The sequence below is a fragment of the Enterobacter sp. V87_3 genome (assembly GCF_029967835.1).
In the GTDB taxonomy this organism is placed as follows: Bacteria; Pseudomonadota; Gammaproteobacteria; order Enterobacterales; family Enterobacteriaceae; genus Enterobacter; species Enterobacter cancerogenus.
Window position 1 is genome coordinate 304165 of record NZ_JASCAM010000010.1, and the last position, 20712, is coordinate 324876.

Below are 20712 nucleotides of genomic sequence, written 5' to 3' on the forward strand. Positions count from 1 at the left end.
CTCCTTAGTCGGTAAGCCAGCTGGCCTGACGCTGCAGCACCGGCAGCGTCGGACGGCGATGGTGAATGTCCGGCAGCGCGCTAATGAGGCCCTGCGTGTAGGGGTGTTGCGCGTTATGCAGATCCTTTGCGGCAATAGACTCGACCACCCGCCCGGCGTACATCACCAGCACCCGGTCACAGAAGCTGCGCACCAGGTTGATGTCGTGGCTGATGAAAATCAGCCCGAGACCGCGGGACTGCACCAGATCGTCCAGCAGGCCGAGCACCTGCAAACGCACCGATACGTCCAGCGCCGAGGTGGGTTCGTCGGCAATCACCAGCTCCGGCTCAGCAATTAGCATCATTGCAATCATAATGCGCTGCCCCTGCCCGCCGGAAATCTCGTGCGGATACAGGCGATAGACCCGCTCCGGCTGGCGAATACGCACCACGTCAAGCATCTTCAGCACGTTGGCTCTGGCTTCGGCCTTGCGCCCCGGATGGTGGGTGAGCCAGGCTTCGGCAATCTGATCCCCCACGCATACCACCGGATTAAGCGAGTATTTCGGGTCCTGCATGATCATCGAGATACGCTTGCCGCGAATGGCGCGCATCTGCGCCTCGCTGACGGTGCGTAAATCAACATCACCAAACTGCATCCGCTCGGCGCGGATGCGTGCTTTGGCCGGATGCAGGCGCAACAGCGCGCGGCCAAGCGTCGATTTGCCGGAACCGGATTCACCGACAATCGCCAGTTTTTCGCGTCCGAGCTGGAATGAGACGCCGCGCACCGCGTGGGTGACCGCGCCGCCGGTGATAAAATCGACGTGGAGATCGCGCACGTCGAGCAGCGGACTATTCGCTGCGAGGATCGAGGATGTCACGTAGGCCATCTCCTAAGAAGTTAAACGCCAGGCTGTTAATCAGGATTGCCAGCCCCGGAATTGTGACCACCCACCAGCACTCCATCATGTAGGTACGGCCACTGGAGATCATCGCCCCCCACTCCGGCTCCGGCGGCTGTGCGCCGAGCCCGAGAAAGCCCAGTCCGGCTGCGGTCAGGATGATCCCCGCCATGTTCATGGTGATGCGGATAATCACCGACGGCAGGCACAGCGGCACGATGTGACGCCACAGCACACGCACCGGGGAAGCACCCTGAAGCCGCACGGCGGAGATGAAATCGGCCTGGCGCAGGGAGAGCGTTTCGGCGCGCGCCAGTCGGGCAATCGGCGGCCAGGCGGTGAGCGTAATGGCGATGACAACGTGCTCCAGCCCCGGCCCGAGCGCCGCGACAAATGCCAGCGCCAGCACCAGGCTCGGGAAGGAGATAAAGATATCGGTGACGCGCATCAGCACCGCGTCCACCCTGCCGCCGAAGTAGCCTGCGGTCACGCCCAGCAGCAGCCCCAGCGGGCCGACGGTGACGGAAACCAGCAGCACGATATAGAGCGTGATGCGCGAGCCGTACACCAGGCGGCTGAAGATGTCCCGGCCAAACTCGTCGGTGCCGAACCAGTGCTGCGCATTCGGTGCCGCCAGCGCGTTGTTCAGGTCCTGCACCAGCGGGTTATAGGGTGCAATCAGCGGCGCGAAGGCAGCGACAATCAACAGCAGCAGGATGATGCCGCCGCCGACAGCGGTTAGCGGGTTACGTGCCATCTTGCCGACGAAGCCCACGGCGCGATCCAGCGTGCGCTTAATACGCTGGCGGCGTTCGGATGGCCCGGTCCCCAGCGGCGAATCCAGAGAAACGGTCATGATTTCGTCCTCGGGTCAAAGAGTTGATACAGCATGTCTGAGAGCAGGTTCAGCATCACGAAGATGACCCCCACCAGCAGCACGCAGCCCATCACCGCGTTCATATCCCCGAGCAGCAGGCTGCCGGTGAGATACGAACCAAACCCCGGCCAGGAGAAGACGGTCTCAATCAGCACCGCCCCTTCCAGCAGCGCGCCGTAGGCCAGCGCGACCACCGTCAGCAACTGCACGAGGATATTGCGAAACGCGTGATTCCAGATCACCTGACGCTCGGTTAAGCCCTTCACCCGCGCGGTGATGATGAACTCCTGGGACAACTGCGCCAGCATAAAGCTGCGGGTCATGCGGCTGATGTAGGCCAGAGAGTGGAAGCCGAGCAGCGAAGCCGGCAGCACCAGATGGTTAACGGCGTTCCAGAACACCGCGCCGTTGCCCGCCAGCAGCGCATCGACGGTCATCAGCCCTGTGCGGCGCGGCACTAAACCTTCCAGCCCAAGATCCAGACGCCCTGCCCCGCCCACCCAGCCAAGCCAGGCGTAGAACAGCAGCAGCCCCATCATTCCGACCCAGAAGATCGGCGTGGAATAACCTGCGAGGCTGATAATGCGCACCACGTAATCGGAGAGACTGTTGCGCCGCGCCGCCGCCAGCACGCCCAGCGGAATGCCCAGGCCCGCGCCGACAATAATCGCCATGGTCGCCAGCTCCAGCGTTGCCGGGAAGACGCGCAAAATGTCGTCGGTGACCGGCTTCCCCGTCAGCAGCGCATTACCCAGATCGCCGTGCAGCAGGTTATTGAGGTAGATACCAAACTGCGTCAGCAGGGATTGATCGAACCCCAACTGGTGATACACCTGCTGATAGGTACTGTGATCGGCATCCGGACCAACAATAGCCAGCACCGGGTCGACGGGCATCACGCGGCCGATGAAAAAGGTCAGCAGCAGCAGGCCAAACAGCGTCACCAGCACCTGCGTTAAGCGCTTTGAAAATCGCCGGGTCCGGGAGCCGGGAGAGAGGATCGCCACGCTCATTTTTCACCTCCGGTTTTGTAGACGTCGCGCAGGAAGGTGGTGGCCGACGGGTGCGACTGAAAGTTTTTTACCTCGTTGCGTACCACCACCGAATCCACCATTTGCGACAGGGGGACCATCGCCGGGATCAGTTCGTCGTAGCGCACCTGTATCTGCTGATAGTCGGCTACCTGTTTTTTCGGGTCGCGCTCCAGCAGGGCCTTATCGATCATCGCGTTGAGCGGTTTGTCGTAGAAGCTGGTGCGCCAGCCCTGGAAGTTGGTCAGCCGCGCCTCGTCGCTGTTATCCGGGTTATAGACCAGCGCGCGCAGGCTGGAGTGCGGATGCGGCTCAACCCCGCTACCACCGCGCCCGACGAGCATGTCGAACCTGCGTTCGCGCATCGCGCCGTAGATCTGGTTCCCGGTGCCGGTGATAATTTTGGCGTTGATCCCCGCCTGCATCAGCGTGGACTGGACGGCAATGGCGATGTTGAGGAACGGCTGGTCGGCCAGCACGCGCAGGGTGGTATCAAACCCCTCCGGGTAGCCCGCCTCCGCCAGCAGCTTTTTGGCGCGTGGGATATCGAGCCTGTAGCCCGGATCCGGCAACGTAGAGGGCATGCCGGCTTTGATCGGGCGCTGGTGCAGCACGCCGTAACCCGGCATCAGCGCGTTATTGATGCCTTGATAATCAATCAGATAGCGCACTGCTTCGCGCACTTTAGGGTTGGCGAAGTGTGGCTCTTTCATGCTCATCGCCACGTAGTAAACGGTGCCCTTCTGTACGGCTTCCACGGTCAGCTGCGGATCGCTACGCAGGGCGTTGATGTCCGACACCGCCATGTTGTTGGCGATATCCAGATCGCCCTTCTCAATCATCAGGCGCAGGGTTTGCGACTCCTGGAAATGGCGTAGCACCACGCGGCTCATCTTTGGCTCGCCGCGCCAGTAGTGTGGGTTGCGCTGCATCCGCAGCACGTCCTTCGCCTGCCAGGTGTCCAGCATAAACGGGCCGGAACCGGCCTCGTTGGTGGTCAGCCAGCGGTTCCCCCAGTCGTTGTTCACCGCGTGCTGCTGCACCGTTTTGCTGTCGAGCACGCCGAGGTTGCCCAGCGCCCCCAGCGAGTAAATCACCAGCTGCGGATCGTTGGGCTTCGGCAGGACGATCTGCACGGTATACGCATCGGGGGCGCTGATGTGGCTGTCGATGTTTTTCTTAGAAAATCCGTAAGATTTCCACACCGAGGCCTGCGCGAGGTTCAGGTGCAGCAGTCGGCGCATCGACCAGACCACATCCTTCGCCGTCAGCGGATTGCCGGAGTGAAATGTTACGTCGTCGCGCAGGTGAAAGGTCAGGGTTTTACCGTCCGGGGCAATATCCCAGGACGTCGCCAGCGCGGGTCTGACATGGGTGAGTTCATTCGGATCAAGCTCCACCAGCGAGTCGTAAAGATTGACCACGATACCTACCACTTCGTTACCGGTCATGGCCGCCGGATCGAGGGTGAGCAGGTTGTTCATATTCATGCCGATGATGAGCTGGTCGGGCGGCGTTGTCGCCTGCACCGCCCCGCTCCCCGTCATCAGCGCGAGCGCGACAAGGCACGCCCCGGCTAAGGGAGATCGTTTCATGTATATATCGCCTGTAGGGTACGTTTTTATCTGTCAGTCGTGGCTGACGGTATTGGCTTCGATATATGCAAAATTAATGTCTTCGCCCAGTCCCGGGCGCGTCGGCAGGCTGACCATGCCGTGTTCGTCCATCGGATCGATCAGGCTGTTGAGGTACGTCGCCGGTTCGTCGTAATCGAGGAACGGATGTAGCAGGCCGCGCTCGTACCAGCGGCAGTTTTTGATCGCGCCGATCACCGCCAGGCTCGCCGCCCCGTTGCCGTGCACTTCGCAGTCCATGCCGAAGGATTCCGCCAGGTTCGCCACCTTCAGCGTCGGGGAGATGCCCCCCACACCGTTAGCCCCTGCGCGCAGGATGTCGCACGCCCCGGCCTTGACCCAGTCCGCGCGGCTGTGGTGTTTTCCGCCGAGGCTTTCCGGGCCGATAATCGGAATCGACAGGTTTTCCGCCAGCCAGGCGTAGGACGACATGCTCTCCTCTTCCATTGGCTCCTCAAACCAGGCAAAGCCGAGTTTTTCCAGCTCTTTGCCAATCCACAGCGCGTCGGTACGGCTGTACCAGTGATAGCCGTCGATCATCAGGTCGATATCCGGCCCGACCGCTTCACGCACGGCGGCGCAGGCTTTGATGTCCATTTTAGGGTTGGGCGCGAAGGAGACCGGCGGCATCCAGGTGTGCAGCTTGATGGCCTTATAGCCTCGCGCCACCAGCTTCTCAGCAAAGCGGGCGTACTCGTCCGGCGTGGACAGCCCGCCCGGCAGATCGTCTCCGCACATGGTGCTGCCGTAAGCCGGGACCGTGTCGCGGTAGCCGCCGAGCAGTTTCCAGACCGGCATGTTGAGCTTGCGGCCTGCCAGATCCCACAGCGCCTGCTCGACGAACGAGAGCGCGCGCTCGGTCAGTTGATGGGCGCTGCCGCGCTGCCAGTGCACCAGGTCCTGCCAGATGCGCTCGCGGTTAAATGCGTCCTGCCCTACCAGCACCTTGCGAAAGAATGTGTTGACCACAAAGGGGCGCACCACTTCCGGCGGCGCGAACGAATAGCCCTGAGTGCCATCGTCTGCCGTAATGGTCAGCATCGCCATCTTGGCCGCGCTTTCCGGGCCAGGGTGGGAATGCCCGGCGCTGTCGGAAACGCGCCGCGTCGGATACCGGAATACGGTGACGTTTACAGATTCTATTTTCATGAACAGTCCTTAACGCTACAGAGGATCGGAGTGGCTTCTTATTTTGAAAAGCTGTTTCGAAAACTAACTTTAAGCGCAAAATTCGTCCGCTGCCTTAGACAAATTCCGCTAAGCTTCGGCCATTTTTTGTGCATATGCACGGCAAGGAGTGACACTTTTCACAAAAGAAAGGGGAAATGTGAGGTGGATCGGGATGGGTGTTTGGGTGAAATGAAATAGGGTTTTGGTTTCCCTTCACCCCAAAGGGGAAGGAGATACTATTCCCTCTCCCACCGGGAGAGGGTCAGGATGAGGGGCAAAACGTTACGCGATCGTCACTTTGCTATCCAGATAGACATCCTGCACCGCATTGATCAGCTTCACGCCGTCGGCCATGGTTTTCTTGAAGGCCTTACGACCAAGGATCAGCCCCATGCCGCCCGCGCGTTTGTTGATCACCGCCGTACGCACCGCGTCAGTGAGGTCGGTATCACCGCCCGCCGCACCGCCGGAGTTAATCAGCCCGGCGCGACCCATGTAGCAGTTCGCCAGCTGGTAGCGCACCAGATCGATCGGGTTTTCGCTGGTCAGCTTGCTGTACACGCGGTCGTCGGTGTAACCATAGTTCACCGCCTTGTAGCCGCCGTTATTCTCAGCCATCTTCTGCTTGACGATATCCGCGCCGATGGTGGCCGCCAGGTGGTTCGCCTGGCCGGTGAGGTCGGCGGAAACATGGTAATCCACCCCGTCTTTTTTGAACGCGTTGTTACGCAGATAGGCCCACAGCACCGTGACCATACCCAGCTCATGCGCGCGTTCAAACGCCGCAGAAATCTCTTCAATCTGGCGACGCGACTGTTCGGAGCCGAAGTAGATGGTCGCGCCGACCGCGACCGCGCCCATGTTGAACGCCTGCTCAACGCTCGCGTAGAGCGTCTGGTCGTATTCCGTCGGGTAGCTCAGGGTTTCGTTGTGGTTGAGTTTAACGAGGAACGGAATGCGGTGCGCATAGCGGCGCGAAACCGAGGCCAGCACGCCATAGGTGGAGGCCACGCAGTTACAGCCGGCTTCAATCGCCAGCTCAACAATGTTTTTTGGGTCGAAGTAAAGCGGGTTAGCCGCAAAGGATGCCCCTGCGGAGTGCTCAACGCCCTGATCTACAGGTAAAATAGAGAGGTAACCCGTGCCGGCCAGTCGTCCGGTGTTGTAGAGCGTCTGCATATTTCGCAGTACCGCCGGTGGACGGTTGTTGTCCACCATTACGCGATCTACGTAGTCGTGACCAGGCAGGTAAAGCTGGTCGGCTGGAATGGTCATACAACGATGCTGTAAAAGGCTGTCGGCGTCTTTGCCAAGCAACTGCGCAATATCAGTCATAGTGATGCTCCCGTAAGTCCGACGTGATGTCGGCGTGTGTTATCCAGTCCCACCGTGTTGTGGGCAGACTAAGCCTGGTACCGACTTAACAGATTTTCCACCATCTGCAACTTTTTTAAGCACAATCTGCTGGCTCGTTTCGGTTACAACAATTTTGTTACACCGATCAAACAATCGCCTTAAAGGTATTTAAAAGGTATTATTAGATGGTATGTTAAAGGCGTACCCTCTCTGACATGCAGGATTAAACAATGAAAACGAAAGTCCAACTGTCATTCATGATGTTTGTTGAATGGTTTATCTGGGGCGCATGGTTTGTGCCACTGTGGCTATGGCTCAGCAAAAGCGGTTTTACCGCAGGGGAAATTGGCTGGTCTTACGCCTGTACCGCCATCGCCGCGATCGTCTCGCCAATCCTCGTCGGCTCGCTGACCGACCGTTTCTTTGCCGCCCAGAAAGTGCTGGCAGTGCTGATGTTCGCCGGGGCGGTGCTGATGTACTTCGCTGCTCAGCAAACCCAGTTCAGCACTTTCTTCCCGCTGCTGCTGGCCTACTCATTAACCTACATGCCGACCATTGCGCTGACCAACAGCATCGCATTTGCCAACGTGGATGATGTCGAAGCCGATTTCCCGCGCATCCGCGTGATGGGCACCATCGGCTGGATCGCCTCCGGGCTGGCGTGCGGCTTCCTGCCGCAGATGCTGGGCTATAACGATATTTCGGATACCAATATTCCGCTGCTGATGACCGCAGCCAGCTCCGCGCTGCTCGGCGTGTTCGCGCTGTTCCTGCCAAACACACCGCCGAAAAGTACCGGCAAGCTGGATGTCAAAGTGATGCTGGGGCTGGACGCGCTGATCCTGCTGCGCGATAAAAACTTCCTGGTGTTCTTTATCTGTTCGTTCCTGTTCGCCATGCCGCTGGCCTTCTACTACATCTTCGCCAACGGCTATCTCACCGAAGTAGGCATGAAAAACGCCACCGGCTGGATGACGCTCGGCCAGTTCTCCGAAATCTTCTTTATGCTGGCCCTGCCGTTCTTCACCAAACGCTTTGGTATTAAGAAGGTCTTGTTACTGGGCCTGATCACCGCCGCCATCCGCTATGGCTTCTTTGTTTACGGCGGCGCGGAACAGTACTTTACCTATGCCCTGCTGTTCCTCGGCATTCTGCTGCACGGGGTGAGCTACGACTTCTATTACGTGACCGCGTACATCTACGTGGACAAAAAAGCGCCCGCGCACATGCGCACCGCGGCGCAGGGCCTGATTACGCTGTGCTGTCAGGGCTTTGGTAGCCTGCTGGGTTACCGCCTGGGCGGCGTGATGATGGAAAAAATGTTCGCATATAAAGAGCCGGTGAATGGCTTGACCTTCAACTGGGCCGGAATGTGGACGTTTGGCGGGATCATGATTGCCGTGATCGCCGTGCTGTTTATGCTGTTTTTCCGCGAATCGGATAAAGAGATCACCGCAATTGAGGTGGTTGATGGCGATACCGCGCTGACACGAGGGGAAGTTAAATGAAACGAGAACGTATTCTCGGTGCTCTTTACGGGCAGGCGTTAGGGGATGCGATGGGCATGCCGTCTGAGCTGTGGCCAAGAACGCGCGTCAAAGCACACTTCGGCTGGATTGACCACTTCTTACCCGGCCCGGCAGAAAATAATGCGGCCTGCTATTTCAACCGCGCCGAATTCACCGACGATACGTCAATGGCGCTGTGCCTGGCAGACGCCATTATCGAGTGCGAGGGGGAGATCAACGCCGACGTTATCGGCAAGCATATTCTGCGTTGGGCGCTGGACTTCGACGCGTTTAATAAGAACGTGTTAGGGCCAACCTCCAAAATTGCCCTTAACGCCATCCGCGACGGCAAGCCGGTCAGCGAGCTGGAGAACAACGGCGTCACCAACGGTGCGGCGATGCGCGCTTCCCCGCTGGGCTGCCTGCTTCCCGCCACGCGTCTGGCGCATTTTGTTGAGCAGGTAGCGCTGGCCTCCAGCCCAACGCATAAATCCGATCTGGCCGTTGCCGGCGCGGTCGTGATTGCCTGGGCGATTACGCGCGCCATCGACGGTGAGTCCTGGCAGAACATCGTCGATGCCCTGCCGGGGATCGCCCGCGCGGCGCAGGAGGCGAAATCCACCACCTTTAGCGCTTCGCTTGCGGCCCGCATTGAGCTGGCGCTTAAAACCGTGCGCAACGCAAACGGGACAGAGTCCGCCAGCGAGCAGATTTATCAGCTTATCGGGGCGGGAACCAGCACCATTGAGTCCGTACCTGCGGCTATCGCGATGGTTGAACTGGCCGGAACCGACCCGAACCGCTGCGCGATCCTGTGCGCCAATCTGGGCGGTGACACGGACACCATCGGTGCGATGGCAACGGCAATCTGCGGCGCGCTTCACGGCGTGCAGGCGATTGACCCGGCGCTTAAGTCCGAGCTAGACGCCATTAACCAGCTTGATTTCGGCCACTACTGCGAAAAACTACTGCACTACCGGGAGCAAAGGGAGGGCGTATGAGTTCATTTGCCCACAGCCTTGCCACGCTTACGGCCACGCGTCCGGTAACGGTGCTGGGCGCGGCGGTCATTGACGTGATCGCCGATGCCTACGCCCTGCCGTGGCGCGGATGTGATATCGAGCTAAAGCAGCAGGGGGTGAACATTGGCGGCTGCGCGCTGAACATCGCCATAGCCCTGAAACGCCTTGGGATCGAGACGCAAAATGCCCTGCCCGTCGGGCACGGCGTGTGGGCGGATATCATTCGTAACGCCATGGCGAAGCAGGATCTGCACAGCGCCATCGAGGCCGAATCCGGCGATAACGGCTGGTGCCTGGCGCTGGTCGAGCCCGACGGCGAACGCACGTTTATGTCATTTAGCGGCGTGGAAAACCAGTGGCAGCAGAGCTGGCTGGATGCGCTGAACGTGCCGCCAGGGAGCCTGGTCTCGTTGTCCGGGTATCAGCTGGCGTCGCCGAGCGGTGAACGGCTGACGCGCTGGCTGGAAGGGCTGCGGGACGTCACCGCGTTTATCGACTTCGGCCCGCGCATTGCCGATATCCCCGACGCGCTGATGGCGCGGATCATGGCCTGCAAACCGATTGTGTCGCTTAATCGCCAGGAGGCGGATATTGCCGCTGAACGAGCGGGTATGCATGTCGACACCCTCGGCGCGCAGTGGCAGCAGCGTTTCGCCGCGCCATTGATCGTACGGCATGATAAAGACGGTGCTGCATGGTACGACGGCGACGCCTCGGGCTACGTGCCAGCGTTTTCAGCAACGGTGGTGGACACCATTGGCGCGGGCGACAGCCACGCGGGCGGCACGCTTGCCGGCCTGGCGGCGGGCTGGAGTCTGGCGGATGCGGTACGGCTGGGCAATGCGGTCGCCGCGTGGGTGGTCAGCCACCGCGGCGGTGACTGTGCCCCCACGCGCGAGGCGCTACTCCTCGCACACAAAGACGTATAAATCGCTGCGACAGTAGCTAATACTGTACTCAATCGGCCGGTGCTGTTGGTCAAGCGCAACTTGCTTGATCACCAGCACCGGTATTTTTTCGTCCATCTTAATGTGGGTCTGGAATTCAGCGTCCGGCATCCGCGCGCTGACGCGGGAGCGGGTGCGCTGGGGGTAGATATTCTGGCTGCGGAAATAGTCGTACAGCGAAACACCGATGGCATCGGGATCGGGGATCAGCCCGACCGGCACCCAGGATTCCTCAATCGATACCGCATCGTCATCCACATAGCGGATGCGTTTGAGCAAAAAAACCTGGCTGTCCGGCGGAAGGGAAAGATGGTTAGCCACCTCTTCCGGGCAGGTCACCACCCGCTTGTTGACCCACAGGGTGTTAGGCTTTTGGCCGCGTAGCACCACCTGCTGAGAAAACCCGCGCGCTTCCTTGAGCGAATATTCGAAGATATTGTTGATTTGTGTGCCGTAGCCGCGGGCGCGCGTGACCACGCCCTCCTCCTCCAGCGCCTGCATCGCTTTACGCACGGTGATGCGTGACACCCCGGTCAGCTGGCTCAGGTCACGTTCGCCCGGCAGGATATTCCCGTGTGCCAGCACGCCGCTGCGTACAGCGTTTTTGACCGTTTCGGCAAATTTCAGGTACAGCGGCGTATTATCGGGCGCGGCGATCCGTTCATTGAGTTGGGCGATCAACCGGGTATGCGCTTGTTCCATCTCTGTTTTTCTCAGGCGAGGTGTATTCTGTCAGTATACGGCTTACCACCATGCATGAAAATGGTGAACAGGGCCAATACCGTGACCCACTTCCAGAGAATCGGCTTTTGCCAGCGCGTGTGAGAGCCAGACTTTGGCCTCCTGCACCGTATCGGCCCAGTTCGCATGGCGCGGACGCAGCGCCGCCAGCGCGGCAGAGAGCGTGCAGCCCGTCCCGTGGGTGTTTTTGGTCTGCACGCGCGGGGCGGTAAAACGTTGCGCGCCGTCCCGCGTGAACAGCCAGTCCGGGCTTTGTGCATCGTCCAGATGTCCGCCTTTCATCAGCACCGCACCGCAGCCCATCGCCAGCAGCGCGGCCCCCTGCTCTTTCATCTCTCGCTCGTTTTGCGCGTGACACGCGTTCAGCAGCGCGGCGGCTTCCGGCAGATTCGGTGTGATCAGCGCCACCTGCGGCAGGAGCTTTTTACGCAGCGTCTCAACGGCCGACGCGGAAAGCAGCGGATCGCCGCTTTTGGCCAGCATCACGGTATCAAGCACCACGTTTTGCACCTGGTAGCGGTTAAGCCGTTCCGCCACCGCTTCAACGATATCAGTCTCGGCCAGCATGCCGATTTTGGTGGTATCAATGCGCACGTCGCTGAAAACGGAATCGAGCTGCGCCGCGACAAAATCCGGCTCAATGCGATAGACCGACTGCACGCCGCGCGTGTTTTGCGCCACCAGCGCGGTAATGACGGAGCAGCCGTACGCCCCAAGCGCCGAGAAGGTTTTCAAATCGGCCTGGATCCCCGCGCCGCCGCTCGGATCTGTGCCTGCGATAGTCAGTGCGTTGATGCGTTTCATGCCTGCACCTCCAGCGTGTACAGCGCGTCGAGGAAGGCGCTGGCAAAACTGCCCGGACCACGGCTTTGCGACGCGGCAAGCGTGCCGGCACGCTTCATAAATCCGCAGGCGGCCGTGACGTTATCCAGCCTGTCGCCGGGAAGCGAACAGCTGGCCGCAACCACCGCCGAGAGCGCGCAGCCGGTGCCCACTACCCGGGTCATCAGCGGATCGCCCCCGGCCACCGTGCGGGTACGCTGCCCGTCGGTGATGTAATCCACCTCACCCGTCACCACCACTATCGCATTGGTTTGCCGTGCCAGTGCCTGTGCAGCAGGTACCGCGCTGGCGGCGGTATCGGTGGTGTCCACCCCGCGTCCGCCCGCGCTCATCCCGGTCAGCGCGAGGATTTCCGAGGCATTGCCACGAATGGCGGCGGGGCTAAGGATGAGGATTTGATGGCAAAAACGGCTGCGGAACGCCAGCGCGCCTACGGCAACCGGGTCAAGCGTCCAGGGCTTTCCTGCCGCCACGGCGCGCTCAATGGCGCGGCGCATCGACTGCGCGCGCGGTGAAGTGAGCGTGCCGACGTTAATCAGCAGTGCATCAGCAAGCGCAGCAAACTGTTCAGCCTCTTCCGCTTCAATCACCATGGCGGGCGATGCGCCCAGCGCCAGTAGCGCGTTGGCGGTAAAGGTCTGCACGACGTCGTTGGTCATACAGTGCGTGAGCGGGGAACGGGTGCGGAATTGATGTAAAACGTGTAAATCGAGCAGGTCAGGCTGCATGGTTTCGCTCCTGCCTTGCGTGAAGAAGCGATGACCGGGAAGGCATCTGACTTCCCTACGCTGGCATTATCCAGATCAGGTAATACGGGTATTTCTCAGCCTTCATTTAAGAAGGGCACCCCGAGTCAAAGAGACACCAGTATAACGAATTAGCGCCCTTTGTTTAATCTGTTTTTTTTGATTTTAAGAGAGGCATTTTCACTTAATACACAGCGAGTTTCATTCGAAATAATAACCTGAGACTGTGCGATTACACCGCTACATAATAACCTTGAAAACATTACTCCAGTTAACGCATGTGCAATCAACGACTTATCTTCAGAACGTCATAAAAACATATAAGTCAATGTTTACATTAATTTTTTTCAGTAACCCTCACTGTTGCAATTCGTGCTTAACGTGATCTTAATCAAAGTTTTAAACGTCACCTTACTGGATAGTTCACCCCAGTTATCTTTTTCACTTTTATGAAACCCCATGCGCGGGTTCGTATACACACGACTATATTAACCTTTAGTTCGTTAGCAATAATAACGAAAACAGTCACTAACATGTCTAAATATATATTTCTCTCTGCCGCCCTCTACCTGATGCTTATTACTCTCGGGATCTGGATTGGCGTGATGTACGTTTCTTATTATCTGTGTAGGTTATAAGGCAATAACATGAAGAAGTTGATGATGATAGTCATAAGCACGGCCATGCTTGCGGGATGTGCCTCGCCTGAACAGCGGATCGCGAATTGCACCGCGAAAGGGGTGAGCTACGATACATGTTATCTCTCTGAGCAACAAAGGCAACAAAGCATTACCAATGCGTCCCTTTCCGCGGCTTATGCAAACGCGGCCCGGGCGACAGAGACGCATCCTGAACATACAAAACATCCTTGAGGCAGGAATATGAAAACGAAATTAGCCCTTATCGCATTGCTGTTCTCCGTCGCCACCGCGCCGGCTTACGCCATCAACGCGCAGTATCGCGCTCAGTTAGAACGCTCGGGATGTACTGAAATAAGCGCCAGCGATGGCTCGTGCGATATTAACAAAAGCAAAGCGGAAAACGCGGCGCCGCCCGATAAGGCAGCACAAATTCACGACCCGATGCGGGAAGCTTCTTTCTCGGCAAACGGGCTTAACGCCACCATTTCAAACGGCTTTTTTAGTGCGACGGTCAATGGCAAAAAGGCGACCGTTAAGCGTCTGAACGCCCATTTCTATGAAATCCACGGCGCGGGGTACGTTATATCGATTGTGCTTGATGACAATGGTATTACGGATGCGTCCTGGAATAAAACGACCGGTCGCGAGCACGGCGTTTTACAGGTGACGCAACAATAACCGGTTAAAGGAGGCGTAAAGCCTCCTTATCCCTTAAAAAAAGGCACGATTTGTAACACTCTTTGACGTACATTTGCAGTCCTCAACAAACACGTGAAACCCCTTGTTCTGCCTGAATAAAAACCACCGTCTGGTGGGTTAAATTTGGGATAAAACCCGCCCTGTTCGCCATGTAACAAAACGGTAAGCAAATTATCGATTGAGCCACGTGTCAAAAGGCTCTATATTGGCGGCGTTTTTTCAGGCCCCATCTATTTTTTAAAACTATTTATTCAATCGTGGCGCATAACGAAGCCGCGGTTGTAGGAGAGATATGATGACGGATAAAGTCCGTATTGACACCGCAGATGCCCCTAAAAGCAACGAAACCTATCTGGCCCGTCAGGCCGAGTTCGAATCTAACGTCCGCAGTTATCCGCGCAAGCTGCCTTTAGCGATCACTAAAGCAGAAGGCGTGTGGATCACCGATGCAGATAATAAAGAATACCTTGATTGTTTAGCTGGCGCGGGCACCCTTGCGCTTGGTCACAATCATCCTGATGTGCTGAAAAGCATCCAAAATGTCATTACCAGCGGCTTGCCGTTACATACCCTGGATCTGACTACGCCGTTGAAAGACGCGTTTTCAGAATACCTGCTCTCCCTGCTGCCAGGTCAGGGCAAAGAATACTGCCTGCAGTTTACCGGCCCGTCCGGTGCTGACGCCGTTGAAGCGGCGCTGAAGCTGGCGAAAAAAGTCACCGGCCGTAGCGGGATCATCAGCTTCTCGGGTGGTTACCACGGCATGACCCACGGCGCGCTGTCCGTGACCGGCAACCTGTCTCCGAAAGAAGCCGTAGACGGCATGATGCCGGAAGTGCAGTTCATGCCTTATCCGCATCAGTACCGCTGCCCGCTGGGTATCGGTGGTGAAGCGGGCGTGAAAGCGCTGACCTACTACTTCGACAACCTGATTAACGACGTTGAAAGCGGCGTGCGTAAACCTGCGGCGGTGATCCTTGAAGCCGTTCAGGGTGAAGGCGGCGTGAACCCGGCTCCGGCTGAGTGGCTGCAGCGCATCCGTAAAGTGACTCAGGAACACGGCATTCTGCTGATCCTCGACGAAGTGCAGGCAGGTTTTGCCCGTACCGGTAAATTCTTCGCCTTCGAGCACGCGGGCATTGAGCCAGACATCATCGTGATGTCCAAAGCGGTTGGCGGCGGTCTGCCACTGGCTGTGCTGGGTATCAAAAAGCAGTTCGATGCATGGGCGCCAGGCCACCACACCGGCACGTTCCGCGGCAACCAGCTGGCGATGGCAACCGGTCTGACGACGCTGAAAATCCTGAAAGACCAGAACATTGCAGACAAAGTGGCTGCACAGGGCGAATGGCTGAAAGGCCAGCTGAAAGAGATGGCGAAACGCTATCCGGTGATCGGCCACGTTCGCGGTCTGGGCATGATGATCGGTATTGAGATCGTCAAGCCAGACGAAGCCGCTGACCACATGGGCTGCTTCCCTGGCGACGGCGAGCTGTCAGCGCTGATCCAGAAGAAGTGCTTCGAAGCGGGCCTGATTCTGGAGCGCGGTGGCCGTAACGGCGTCGTGCTGCGTCTGCTGCCGTCACTGCTGATCAGCGATGAAGAGCTGAAAGTGTTCCTGGATAAATTCGAGCAGGCGCTGCTTGCTGCGGGCGTTCGCCCGGCGTAACCGGAGTTGTTGATTACGATGTCTGATTCAAACCCAATTTTGTTCTCCTCTGCGCAGAGCATTGATGCTTACAAGCAGGCGATTGAACAAAGCACTCAGGCTGTGATGCAGTGGCTTAAACAGCCTGAGATGTATCAGGGCAAAACGGTCGCGGAGCTGCGCGACCGTATTCAGCTGGATTTCAACCCGAAAGGGCTGGGCAACGACGCGGCGATTGAACGCGCCGTGGAGTTCTTCCTGAAAGACAGTTTGTCCGTTCATCACCCGCAGTGCGTGGCGCACCTGCACTGCCCAAGCCTGGTGGTAAGCCAGGCGGCGGAAGTGCTGATCAACGCCACCAACCAGAGCATGGACTCCTGGGATCAAAGCCCGTCCGCAACCATTATTGAGATCAAGCTGATCGAATGGCTGCGTACCCGCGTGGGTTATCAGGCTGGCGACGCGGGTGTCTTCACCAGCGGCGGTACCCAGAGCAACCTGATGGGCCTGATGCTGGCGCGCGACGCTTTCTTCGCGCGTCAGGGCCACTCCGTTCAGCAGAACGGTCTGGTCGGCGATCTGCATAAAATTCGCGTGCTGTGCTCCGAAAACGCGCACTTCTCCGTGCAGAAAAACATGGCGCTGATGGGCCTCGGCTATCAGTCCGTGCTCCAGGTGAAAACGGACGAATTCTCGCGTATGGATCTCAACGATCTGGCGGCGAAAATCGAGCAGTGCAATGCCAACGGCGAACAGATCCTGGCGATTGTTGCGACGGCAGGTACCACCGATGCCGGTGCTATCGATCCGCTGCGTGCGATTGCTGAACTGGCGGCGAAGCAGAACATCTGGGTGCACGTTGATGCGGCCTGGGGCGGCGCGCTGCTGATGTCCGAGCAGTATCGTCACTACCTGGACGGTATTGAGCTGGTGGATTCCGTTACCCTGGACTTCCACAAGCAGTTCTTCCAGACCATCAGCTGCGGCGCGTTCCTACTGAAAGAAGCGCGTCACTATGAGCTGATGCGCTATCAGGCGGCCTACCTGAACTCTGAGTTCGATGAAGAAGCAGGCGTGCCAAACCTGGTGTCCAAGTCTCTGCAGACAACCCGTCGTTTCGACGCGCTGAAGCTGTGGATGAGCCTGGAAGCGCTGGGTCAGGAGCAGTATGCGGCGATTATCGATCACGGTGTGACGCTGGCGCAGCAGGTTGCGGACTACGTGAAAGCGCAGTCTGCTCTGGAACTGGTGATGCAGCCACAGCTGGCAAGCGTGCTGTTCCGCTTCCGCCCAGAGACGCAGATGGACGACGCGGGCATCGCCCTGCTGAACCAGAAAATTGGCGACGCGCTGCTGGAGTCAGGCCGCGCGAACGTCGGCGTGACCGAGCATAACGGCATCACCTGCCTGAAGCTGACCCTGCTGAACCCAACCGTGACGCTGGAAGATGTGAAAGTCCTGCTGTCGCTGGTTGAGCGTACCGCTCAGGAAGTTCTGGCGAAGTAATCTCAGCCCCTCTCTCGTCAGGGAGAGGGGTTATTTTTATATTCCCGCCCACCAGAGTCTGACCTTCATTCCCCAGTAGCTTGTCCAGCCCGTTGTGGTACTCACCACTTTGCCTTTCGACACAATCACCAGCGTCGGCGTGACGCTCACCTGCCATTCCTGCGACAGCGCGCCGTTGGCATCGTTGATGACCGGCATGGCGAGTTGTTTCTTCTCTACCCAGCGGTGCAGTTTGGCATCATCACCGGAGCGGAGCGCAATGCTCACGACGTTGCCGCCCTCTTCTGCCAGAGCGCTGACGGACGGGGTAGTGAACCTGCAGATGCTGCACCAGGTCGCCCAGACGTAAATCAGCAGCGGCCGGTCCTGGCTGAGCGCGGCAATATCGTACGTTTTGCCGTCGATGCTTTGCATGGGTGTCGCGCTGAAGCTGGCAGGCAACGTCGGTTTGCGGAACTGATCCACGCCCCACATCACGACCATAACCAGCAGGATTAAAACACACCCTTCCCGCACCCAGCGGCGCAGTTTACTCACTTTACGGTTATCCATTGTACCCTCATCTATTGACGAGGGTTATCTTAGCGAGCATCGCCCCGCCTCGCTGTAAAGAAGTGTCGCATAGAGGTCAGGATGTCCGCAGGGTGTCGACCATCAGGGTAAAGCAGGATTCGATAAACGGCGGGAGCGTCTGAGGTGCCCGCATCAGCGCCACCGTGCGGGCCAGCGCGGGCTGTTGCAGGTGCACCACGCAAAGCTGCGGGTCCTGCAGATGGGTGGTATACAGCTGCGGTAAAATCGCCAGGGCCAGCCGGGAACGCACCAGACCATACAGGGTTTCGATGTAGTCGACCTGGTAGCGCGTCTGCAGGGACAGACGATGGCTTTCTGCCAGCGCCGCCACCAGCCGCTGAATATTGCCTTTCGAAAAGACGGCGATATCGCGCCCGGCCAGCTGCTTCCAGGGTATGTGTGCCGACGCGGCCAGCGGGTCGTCGCGGTGGAACACCGCCACAAAAGGATCGTCCTGAAGCGGAAAGAGGTCCAGCCGGTCGGGCACCGTATTATCGATAGCACCCACGCCAAAATCGATCTGCCCTTTTAGCAGTTGGGCGACCAGCTCATCGTTAGTTTGATCGAGAAACTCCACCCTCAGACGGGGAAAAGCCTGGGCGAGGATCTGCGGAAGGCGGGGAAACAGCAGCGAACTCACGGAGGGGATCAGCCCAATGCGCACGGTGCCGTCGCCCCCGGCCTGCACGATGTGCTGCATATCATCGAAGGCGAGTTGCGCCACGCTGAGCACCCGCTGGGCGTGCGGCAGAATGGCAGCGCCAAGCTCCGTCAGCGTAACCGCCGAGGCCGTGCGGTTCACCAGTTTGCCGCCCAGCACCGTCTCGATTTGCCGCAGCGCGCTGCTCAGCGCCGGCTGGCTGATTGCCAGCTTGTTAGCGGTGTCGGTAAAATGACGCAGCTGCGCCAGCGTCACAAAATACTGTAGCTGTCGAAGCGAAAGCGCGGGCAAGCGCTGCCAGGGTTCCATCATCATTATCTTTGTCTACACGTCACAGAATAACCCGCCGTTATCGGGCGATAAATTTTATCAGCTGGGCAAACGTTTGCCGCGTGCATAGAGTAGCGTCATTGTTTTAAAGCTGGAACCGTTAATTGCATGACTTCCGAAACCCGACGCCGCGCCGTTCAGGCCGCGCGAGGCGAAACGCCCTTTGATCTGCTGCTCACCCACGCGCGCATTATTGATATGGCCACGGGCGAGATCCGCGAGGCGGATATTGGCATTGTTGGCGAACTGATCGCCAGCGTACATCCCCGGGGCTGCCGTACCGACGCGCATGAGATACAGGATCTGAACAACCAGTACGTGTCGCCTGGGCTGATGGACACGCACGTCCACCTGGAAAGCTCGCATCTGCTGCCCGCCCGCTACGCTGAAATCGTGCTGGCGCAGGGGACCACGGCGGTATTTTGGGATCCACATGAACTGGCGAACGTGCTGGGCATTGAGGGCGTCCGTTTTGCCATTGAGGCCAGCCGGAATTTACCCCTGCAGGTGATGGTCGCCGCGCCGTCGAGCGTGCCCTCCACGCCGGGCCTCGAGATGTCCGGGGCCGATTTTGCCGGACAGGAAATGCAAACGCTGCTGAGCTGGCCGGACGTGCGCGGCGTGGCGGAAGTGATGGATATGCATGGTGTACTCAACGGCAGCCCGCGCATGCTGGAGATCATGCAGGCGGGGCTGGAGAGCGGCAAGCTCATTGAAGGCCATGCGCGCGGGCTTAGCGGTGCCGATCTACAGGCTTATCTGGCCGCGGGTGTGACCTCAGACCATGAGCTGACCTCCGCAGACGACGCGTTGGAGAAATTGCGCGCCGGGCTGACGCTGGAAATTCGTGGCTCCCACCCTTATCTGCTGCCCGATATTGTTAATGCCCTGAAAACGTTGCCGTATCTCTCCTCGCAGATCACGGTCTGTACCGACGATGTGCCGCCGGACATCCTGCTGGAGAAAGGCGGCATTATCGCGCTGCTGAACCTGCTCATCGGGCACGGTTTAGCGGCAACGGACGCGCTGCGCTTCGCCACGCTGAACGCGGCCATTCGCCTGCAGCGCAACGATCTGGGGCTGATTGCCGCCGGGCGCCGTGCGGATCTGGTCGTCTTTGATTCGCTGCAAAAGCTCACGGCTCGCCAGGTCTATGTTGCCGGAAAAGAGATCGCCCGCAACGGGAAGATGTTGACTTCTCTGCCCGATACCCCCCTGACGCTCCCGCGCGATACGGTGCAACTGCCCGCGCCAGGCGTCGATGATTTCCAGATGCGCATCGCAAACGCCCACCACGGCGTTGCCCGGTTGCGCCATATCAGCGGCGCGCGATTCACCCGCTGGGGAGAAACCGAGGTTCAGGTGCGCAACGGGCGGGTGCAGATCCCGAGTGGTTTCAGTCTGATTTGGGTTCAGCATCGCCACGCGCGGCACGCGGCAAAACCGCAGATGGCCCTGCTGGAAGGCTGGGGAGAACTGCGCGGCGCCATTGCCACCAGCTATTCTCACGACTCGCATAACCTGGTGGTCCTGGGGCGCGATCCCGAAGAGATGGCCCTGGCCGCCCGCACACTAATCCAAAGCGGCGGCGGAATGGCGCTGGCCCAGCATGGCCAGGTGATTGCCCATGTCGCCATGCCGATTGCGGGGATGCTCTCTGAACTGCCTGCGGATGAGCTGGCCCGCCAGTTCAAGGCGCTACGCGATCGCAGCAGCCTGATTGCCGACTGGGAGCCGCCCTACCGCGTCTTTAAGGCGATAGAGGGAACTTGTCTCGCCTGTAACGCCGGGCCGCATCTGACCGATCTTGGACTGACGGATGGATCGACACGCGAAATTGTCGATCCGCTGATTTCTTACCGGGAAACCCCGGACATTACATCATAATTGCGA

18 protein-coding genes and 1 riboswitch are annotated in these 20712 nt (G+C 58.8%); of the genes, 7 read left to right on the plus strand and 11 right to left on the minus strand.

Features of this window, described 5'->3' with window-relative positions:
- Nucleotides 1-4 precede the first annotated feature (4 nt).
- The 6 genes from QLG21_RS02140 to fbaB form a co-directional block, all read right to left on the minus strand.
- Entirely contained in the window at nucleotides 5-865 is an 861-nt protein-coding gene (locus QLG21_RS02140; RefSeq protein WP_282483802.1) for an ABC transporter ATP-binding protein, read from the minus strand.
- Entirely contained in the window at nucleotides 837-1742 is a 906-nt protein-coding gene (locus tag QLG21_RS02145) for an ABC transporter permease (RefSeq protein ID WP_137849359.1), read from the minus strand. Before QLG21_RS02145 ends, QLG21_RS02140 begins: the two co-directional genes overlap by 29 nt.
- Complete coding sequence (locus tag QLG21_RS02150; protein WP_137849360.1) at nucleotides 1739-2776, minus strand: ABC transporter permease; 1038 nt, start codon at nucleotides 2774-2776, stop codon at nucleotides 1739-1741. Before QLG21_RS02150 ends, QLG21_RS02145 begins: the two co-directional genes overlap by 4 nt.
- Nucleotides 2773-4389 (minus strand): ABC transporter substrate-binding protein, encoded by a 1617-nt coding sequence (locus QLG21_RS02155; RefSeq protein WP_137849361.1) that lies wholly within the window; start codon nucleotides 4387-4389, stop codon nucleotides 2773-2775. The genes QLG21_RS02150 and QLG21_RS02155 overlap by 4 nt, the downstream gene beginning before the upstream one ends.
- A gap of 33 nt (nucleotides 4390-4422) precedes the next feature.
- Complete coding sequence (locus QLG21_RS02160; RefSeq protein WP_137849362.1) at nucleotides 4423-5577, minus strand: mandelate racemase family protein; 1155 nt, start codon at nucleotides 5575-5577, stop codon at nucleotides 4423-4425.
- Between the two features lie 303 nt (nucleotides 5578-5880).
- Nucleotides 5881-6933 carry a class I fructose-bisphosphate aldolase gene (gene fbaB / locus QLG21_RS02165; protein ID WP_006176348.1) on the minus strand — a complete coding sequence of 351 codons (1053 nt, stop codon included), beginning with the start codon at nucleotides 6931-6933 and terminating at the stop codon, nucleotides 5881-5883.
- 251 nt (nucleotides 6934-7184) lie between these two features.
- On the opposite strand from fbaB, the gene QLG21_RS02170 reads away from it, so the two are divergent.
- The 3 genes from QLG21_RS02170 to QLG21_RS02180 are packed head-to-tail and all read left to right on the plus strand — an operon-like array spanning nucleotide 7185 to nucleotide 10413.
- Nucleotides 7185-8462 carry a nucleoside permease gene (locus QLG21_RS02170; protein WP_006176350.1) on the plus strand — a complete coding sequence of 426 codons (1278 nt, stop codon included), beginning with the start codon at nucleotides 7185-7187 and terminating at the stop codon, nucleotides 8460-8462.
- Nucleotides 8459-9463 carry an ADP-ribosylglycohydrolase family protein gene (locus QLG21_RS02175; protein ID WP_282483803.1) on the plus strand — a complete coding sequence of 335 codons (1005 nt, stop codon included), beginning with the start codon at nucleotides 8459-8461 and terminating at the stop codon, nucleotides 9461-9463. Before QLG21_RS02170 ends, QLG21_RS02175 begins: the two co-directional genes overlap by 4 nt.
- Nucleotides 9460-10413: a PfkB family carbohydrate kinase gene (locus tag QLG21_RS02180; RefSeq protein WP_101737305.1), complete on the plus strand. Its 954-nt coding sequence runs from the start codon at nucleotides 9460-9462 to the stop codon at nucleotides 10411-10413. Before QLG21_RS02175 ends, QLG21_RS02180 begins: the two co-directional genes overlap by 4 nt.
- Here QLG21_RS02180 and QLG21_RS02185 read toward each other — a convergent pair.
- Genes QLG21_RS02185 through thiM form a run of 3 tightly spaced genes read right to left on the minus strand, consistent with a single transcriptional unit; the run spans nucleotide 10387 to nucleotide 12743 of the window.
- The gene (locus QLG21_RS02185) at nucleotides 10387-11133 is read right to left on the minus strand and encodes a GntR family transcriptional regulator (RefSeq protein WP_006176355.1); all 747 of its coding nucleotides are present in this window, start codon (nucleotides 11131-11133) and stop codon (nucleotides 10387-10389) included. The genes QLG21_RS02180 and QLG21_RS02185 overlap by 27 nt on opposite strands.
- Before the next feature lie 42 nt (nucleotides 11134-11175).
- The gene (gene thiD / locus QLG21_RS02190; RefSeq protein WP_137849366.1) at nucleotides 11176-11976 is read right to left on the minus strand and encodes a bifunctional hydroxymethylpyrimidine kinase/phosphomethylpyrimidine kinase; all 801 of its coding nucleotides are present in this window, start codon (nucleotides 11974-11976) and stop codon (nucleotides 11176-11178) included.
- On the minus strand, nucleotides 11973-12743 hold the full coding sequence (gene thiM / locus QLG21_RS02195; RefSeq protein WP_282483804.1) for a hydroxyethylthiazole kinase: 771 nt from the start codon (nucleotides 12741-12743) through the stop codon (nucleotides 11973-11975). Before thiM ends, thiD begins: the two co-directional genes overlap by 4 nt.
- A 35-nt stretch (nucleotides 12744-12778) precedes the next feature.
- Nucleotides 12779-12876, minus strand: a riboswitch (TPP riboswitch).
- A gap of 766 nt (nucleotides 12877-13642) precedes the next feature.
- Here thiM and QLG21_RS02200 point away from each other — a divergent pair.
- The 3 genes from QLG21_RS02200 (at nucleotide 13643) to QLG21_RS02210 (ending at nucleotide 17255) form a co-directional block, all read left to right on the plus strand.
- The gene (locus QLG21_RS02200) at nucleotides 13643-14080 is read left to right on the plus strand and encodes a hypothetical protein (RefSeq protein WP_137849369.1); all 438 of its coding nucleotides are present in this window, start codon (nucleotides 13643-13645) and stop codon (nucleotides 14078-14080) included.
- 313 nt (nucleotides 14081-14393) lie between these two features.
- Nucleotides 14394-15770, plus strand: coding sequence for a diaminobutyrate--2-oxoglutarate transaminase (locus tag QLG21_RS02205; RefSeq protein ID WP_006176373.1), 1377 nt, complete (start codon nucleotides 14394-14396; stop codon nucleotides 15768-15770).
- A gap of 18 nt (nucleotides 15771-15788) precedes the next feature.
- Nucleotides 15789-17255 carry an aspartate aminotransferase family protein gene (locus QLG21_RS02210; RefSeq protein WP_137849370.1) on the plus strand — a complete coding sequence of 489 codons (1467 nt, stop codon included), beginning with the start codon at nucleotides 15789-15791 and terminating at the stop codon, nucleotides 17253-17255.
- A gap of 36 nt (nucleotides 17256-17291) precedes the next feature.
- Here QLG21_RS02210 and QLG21_RS02215 read toward each other — a convergent pair whose 3' ends face one another.
- Nucleotides 17292-17807: a protein disulfide oxidoreductase gene (locus QLG21_RS02215; RefSeq protein WP_058609808.1), complete on the minus strand. Its 516-nt coding sequence runs from the start codon at nucleotides 17805-17807 to the stop codon at nucleotides 17292-17294.
- 76 nt (nucleotides 17808-17883) lie between these two features.
- Nucleotides 17884-18804 carry a LysR family transcriptional regulator gene (locus tag QLG21_RS02220; RefSeq protein WP_171007398.1) on the minus strand — a complete coding sequence of 307 codons (921 nt, stop codon included), beginning with the start codon at nucleotides 18802-18804 and terminating at the stop codon, nucleotides 17884-17886.
- A gap of 123 nt (nucleotides 18805-18927) precedes the next feature.
- Between QLG21_RS02220 and QLG21_RS02225 the strand changes: the two genes are divergently transcribed.
- The gene (locus QLG21_RS02225) at nucleotides 18928-20706 is read left to right on the plus strand and encodes an adenine deaminase C-terminal domain-containing protein (RefSeq protein ID WP_282483805.1); all 1779 of its coding nucleotides are present in this window, start codon (nucleotides 18928-18930) and stop codon (nucleotides 20704-20706) included.
- Nucleotides 20707-20712 lie beyond the last annotated feature (6 nt).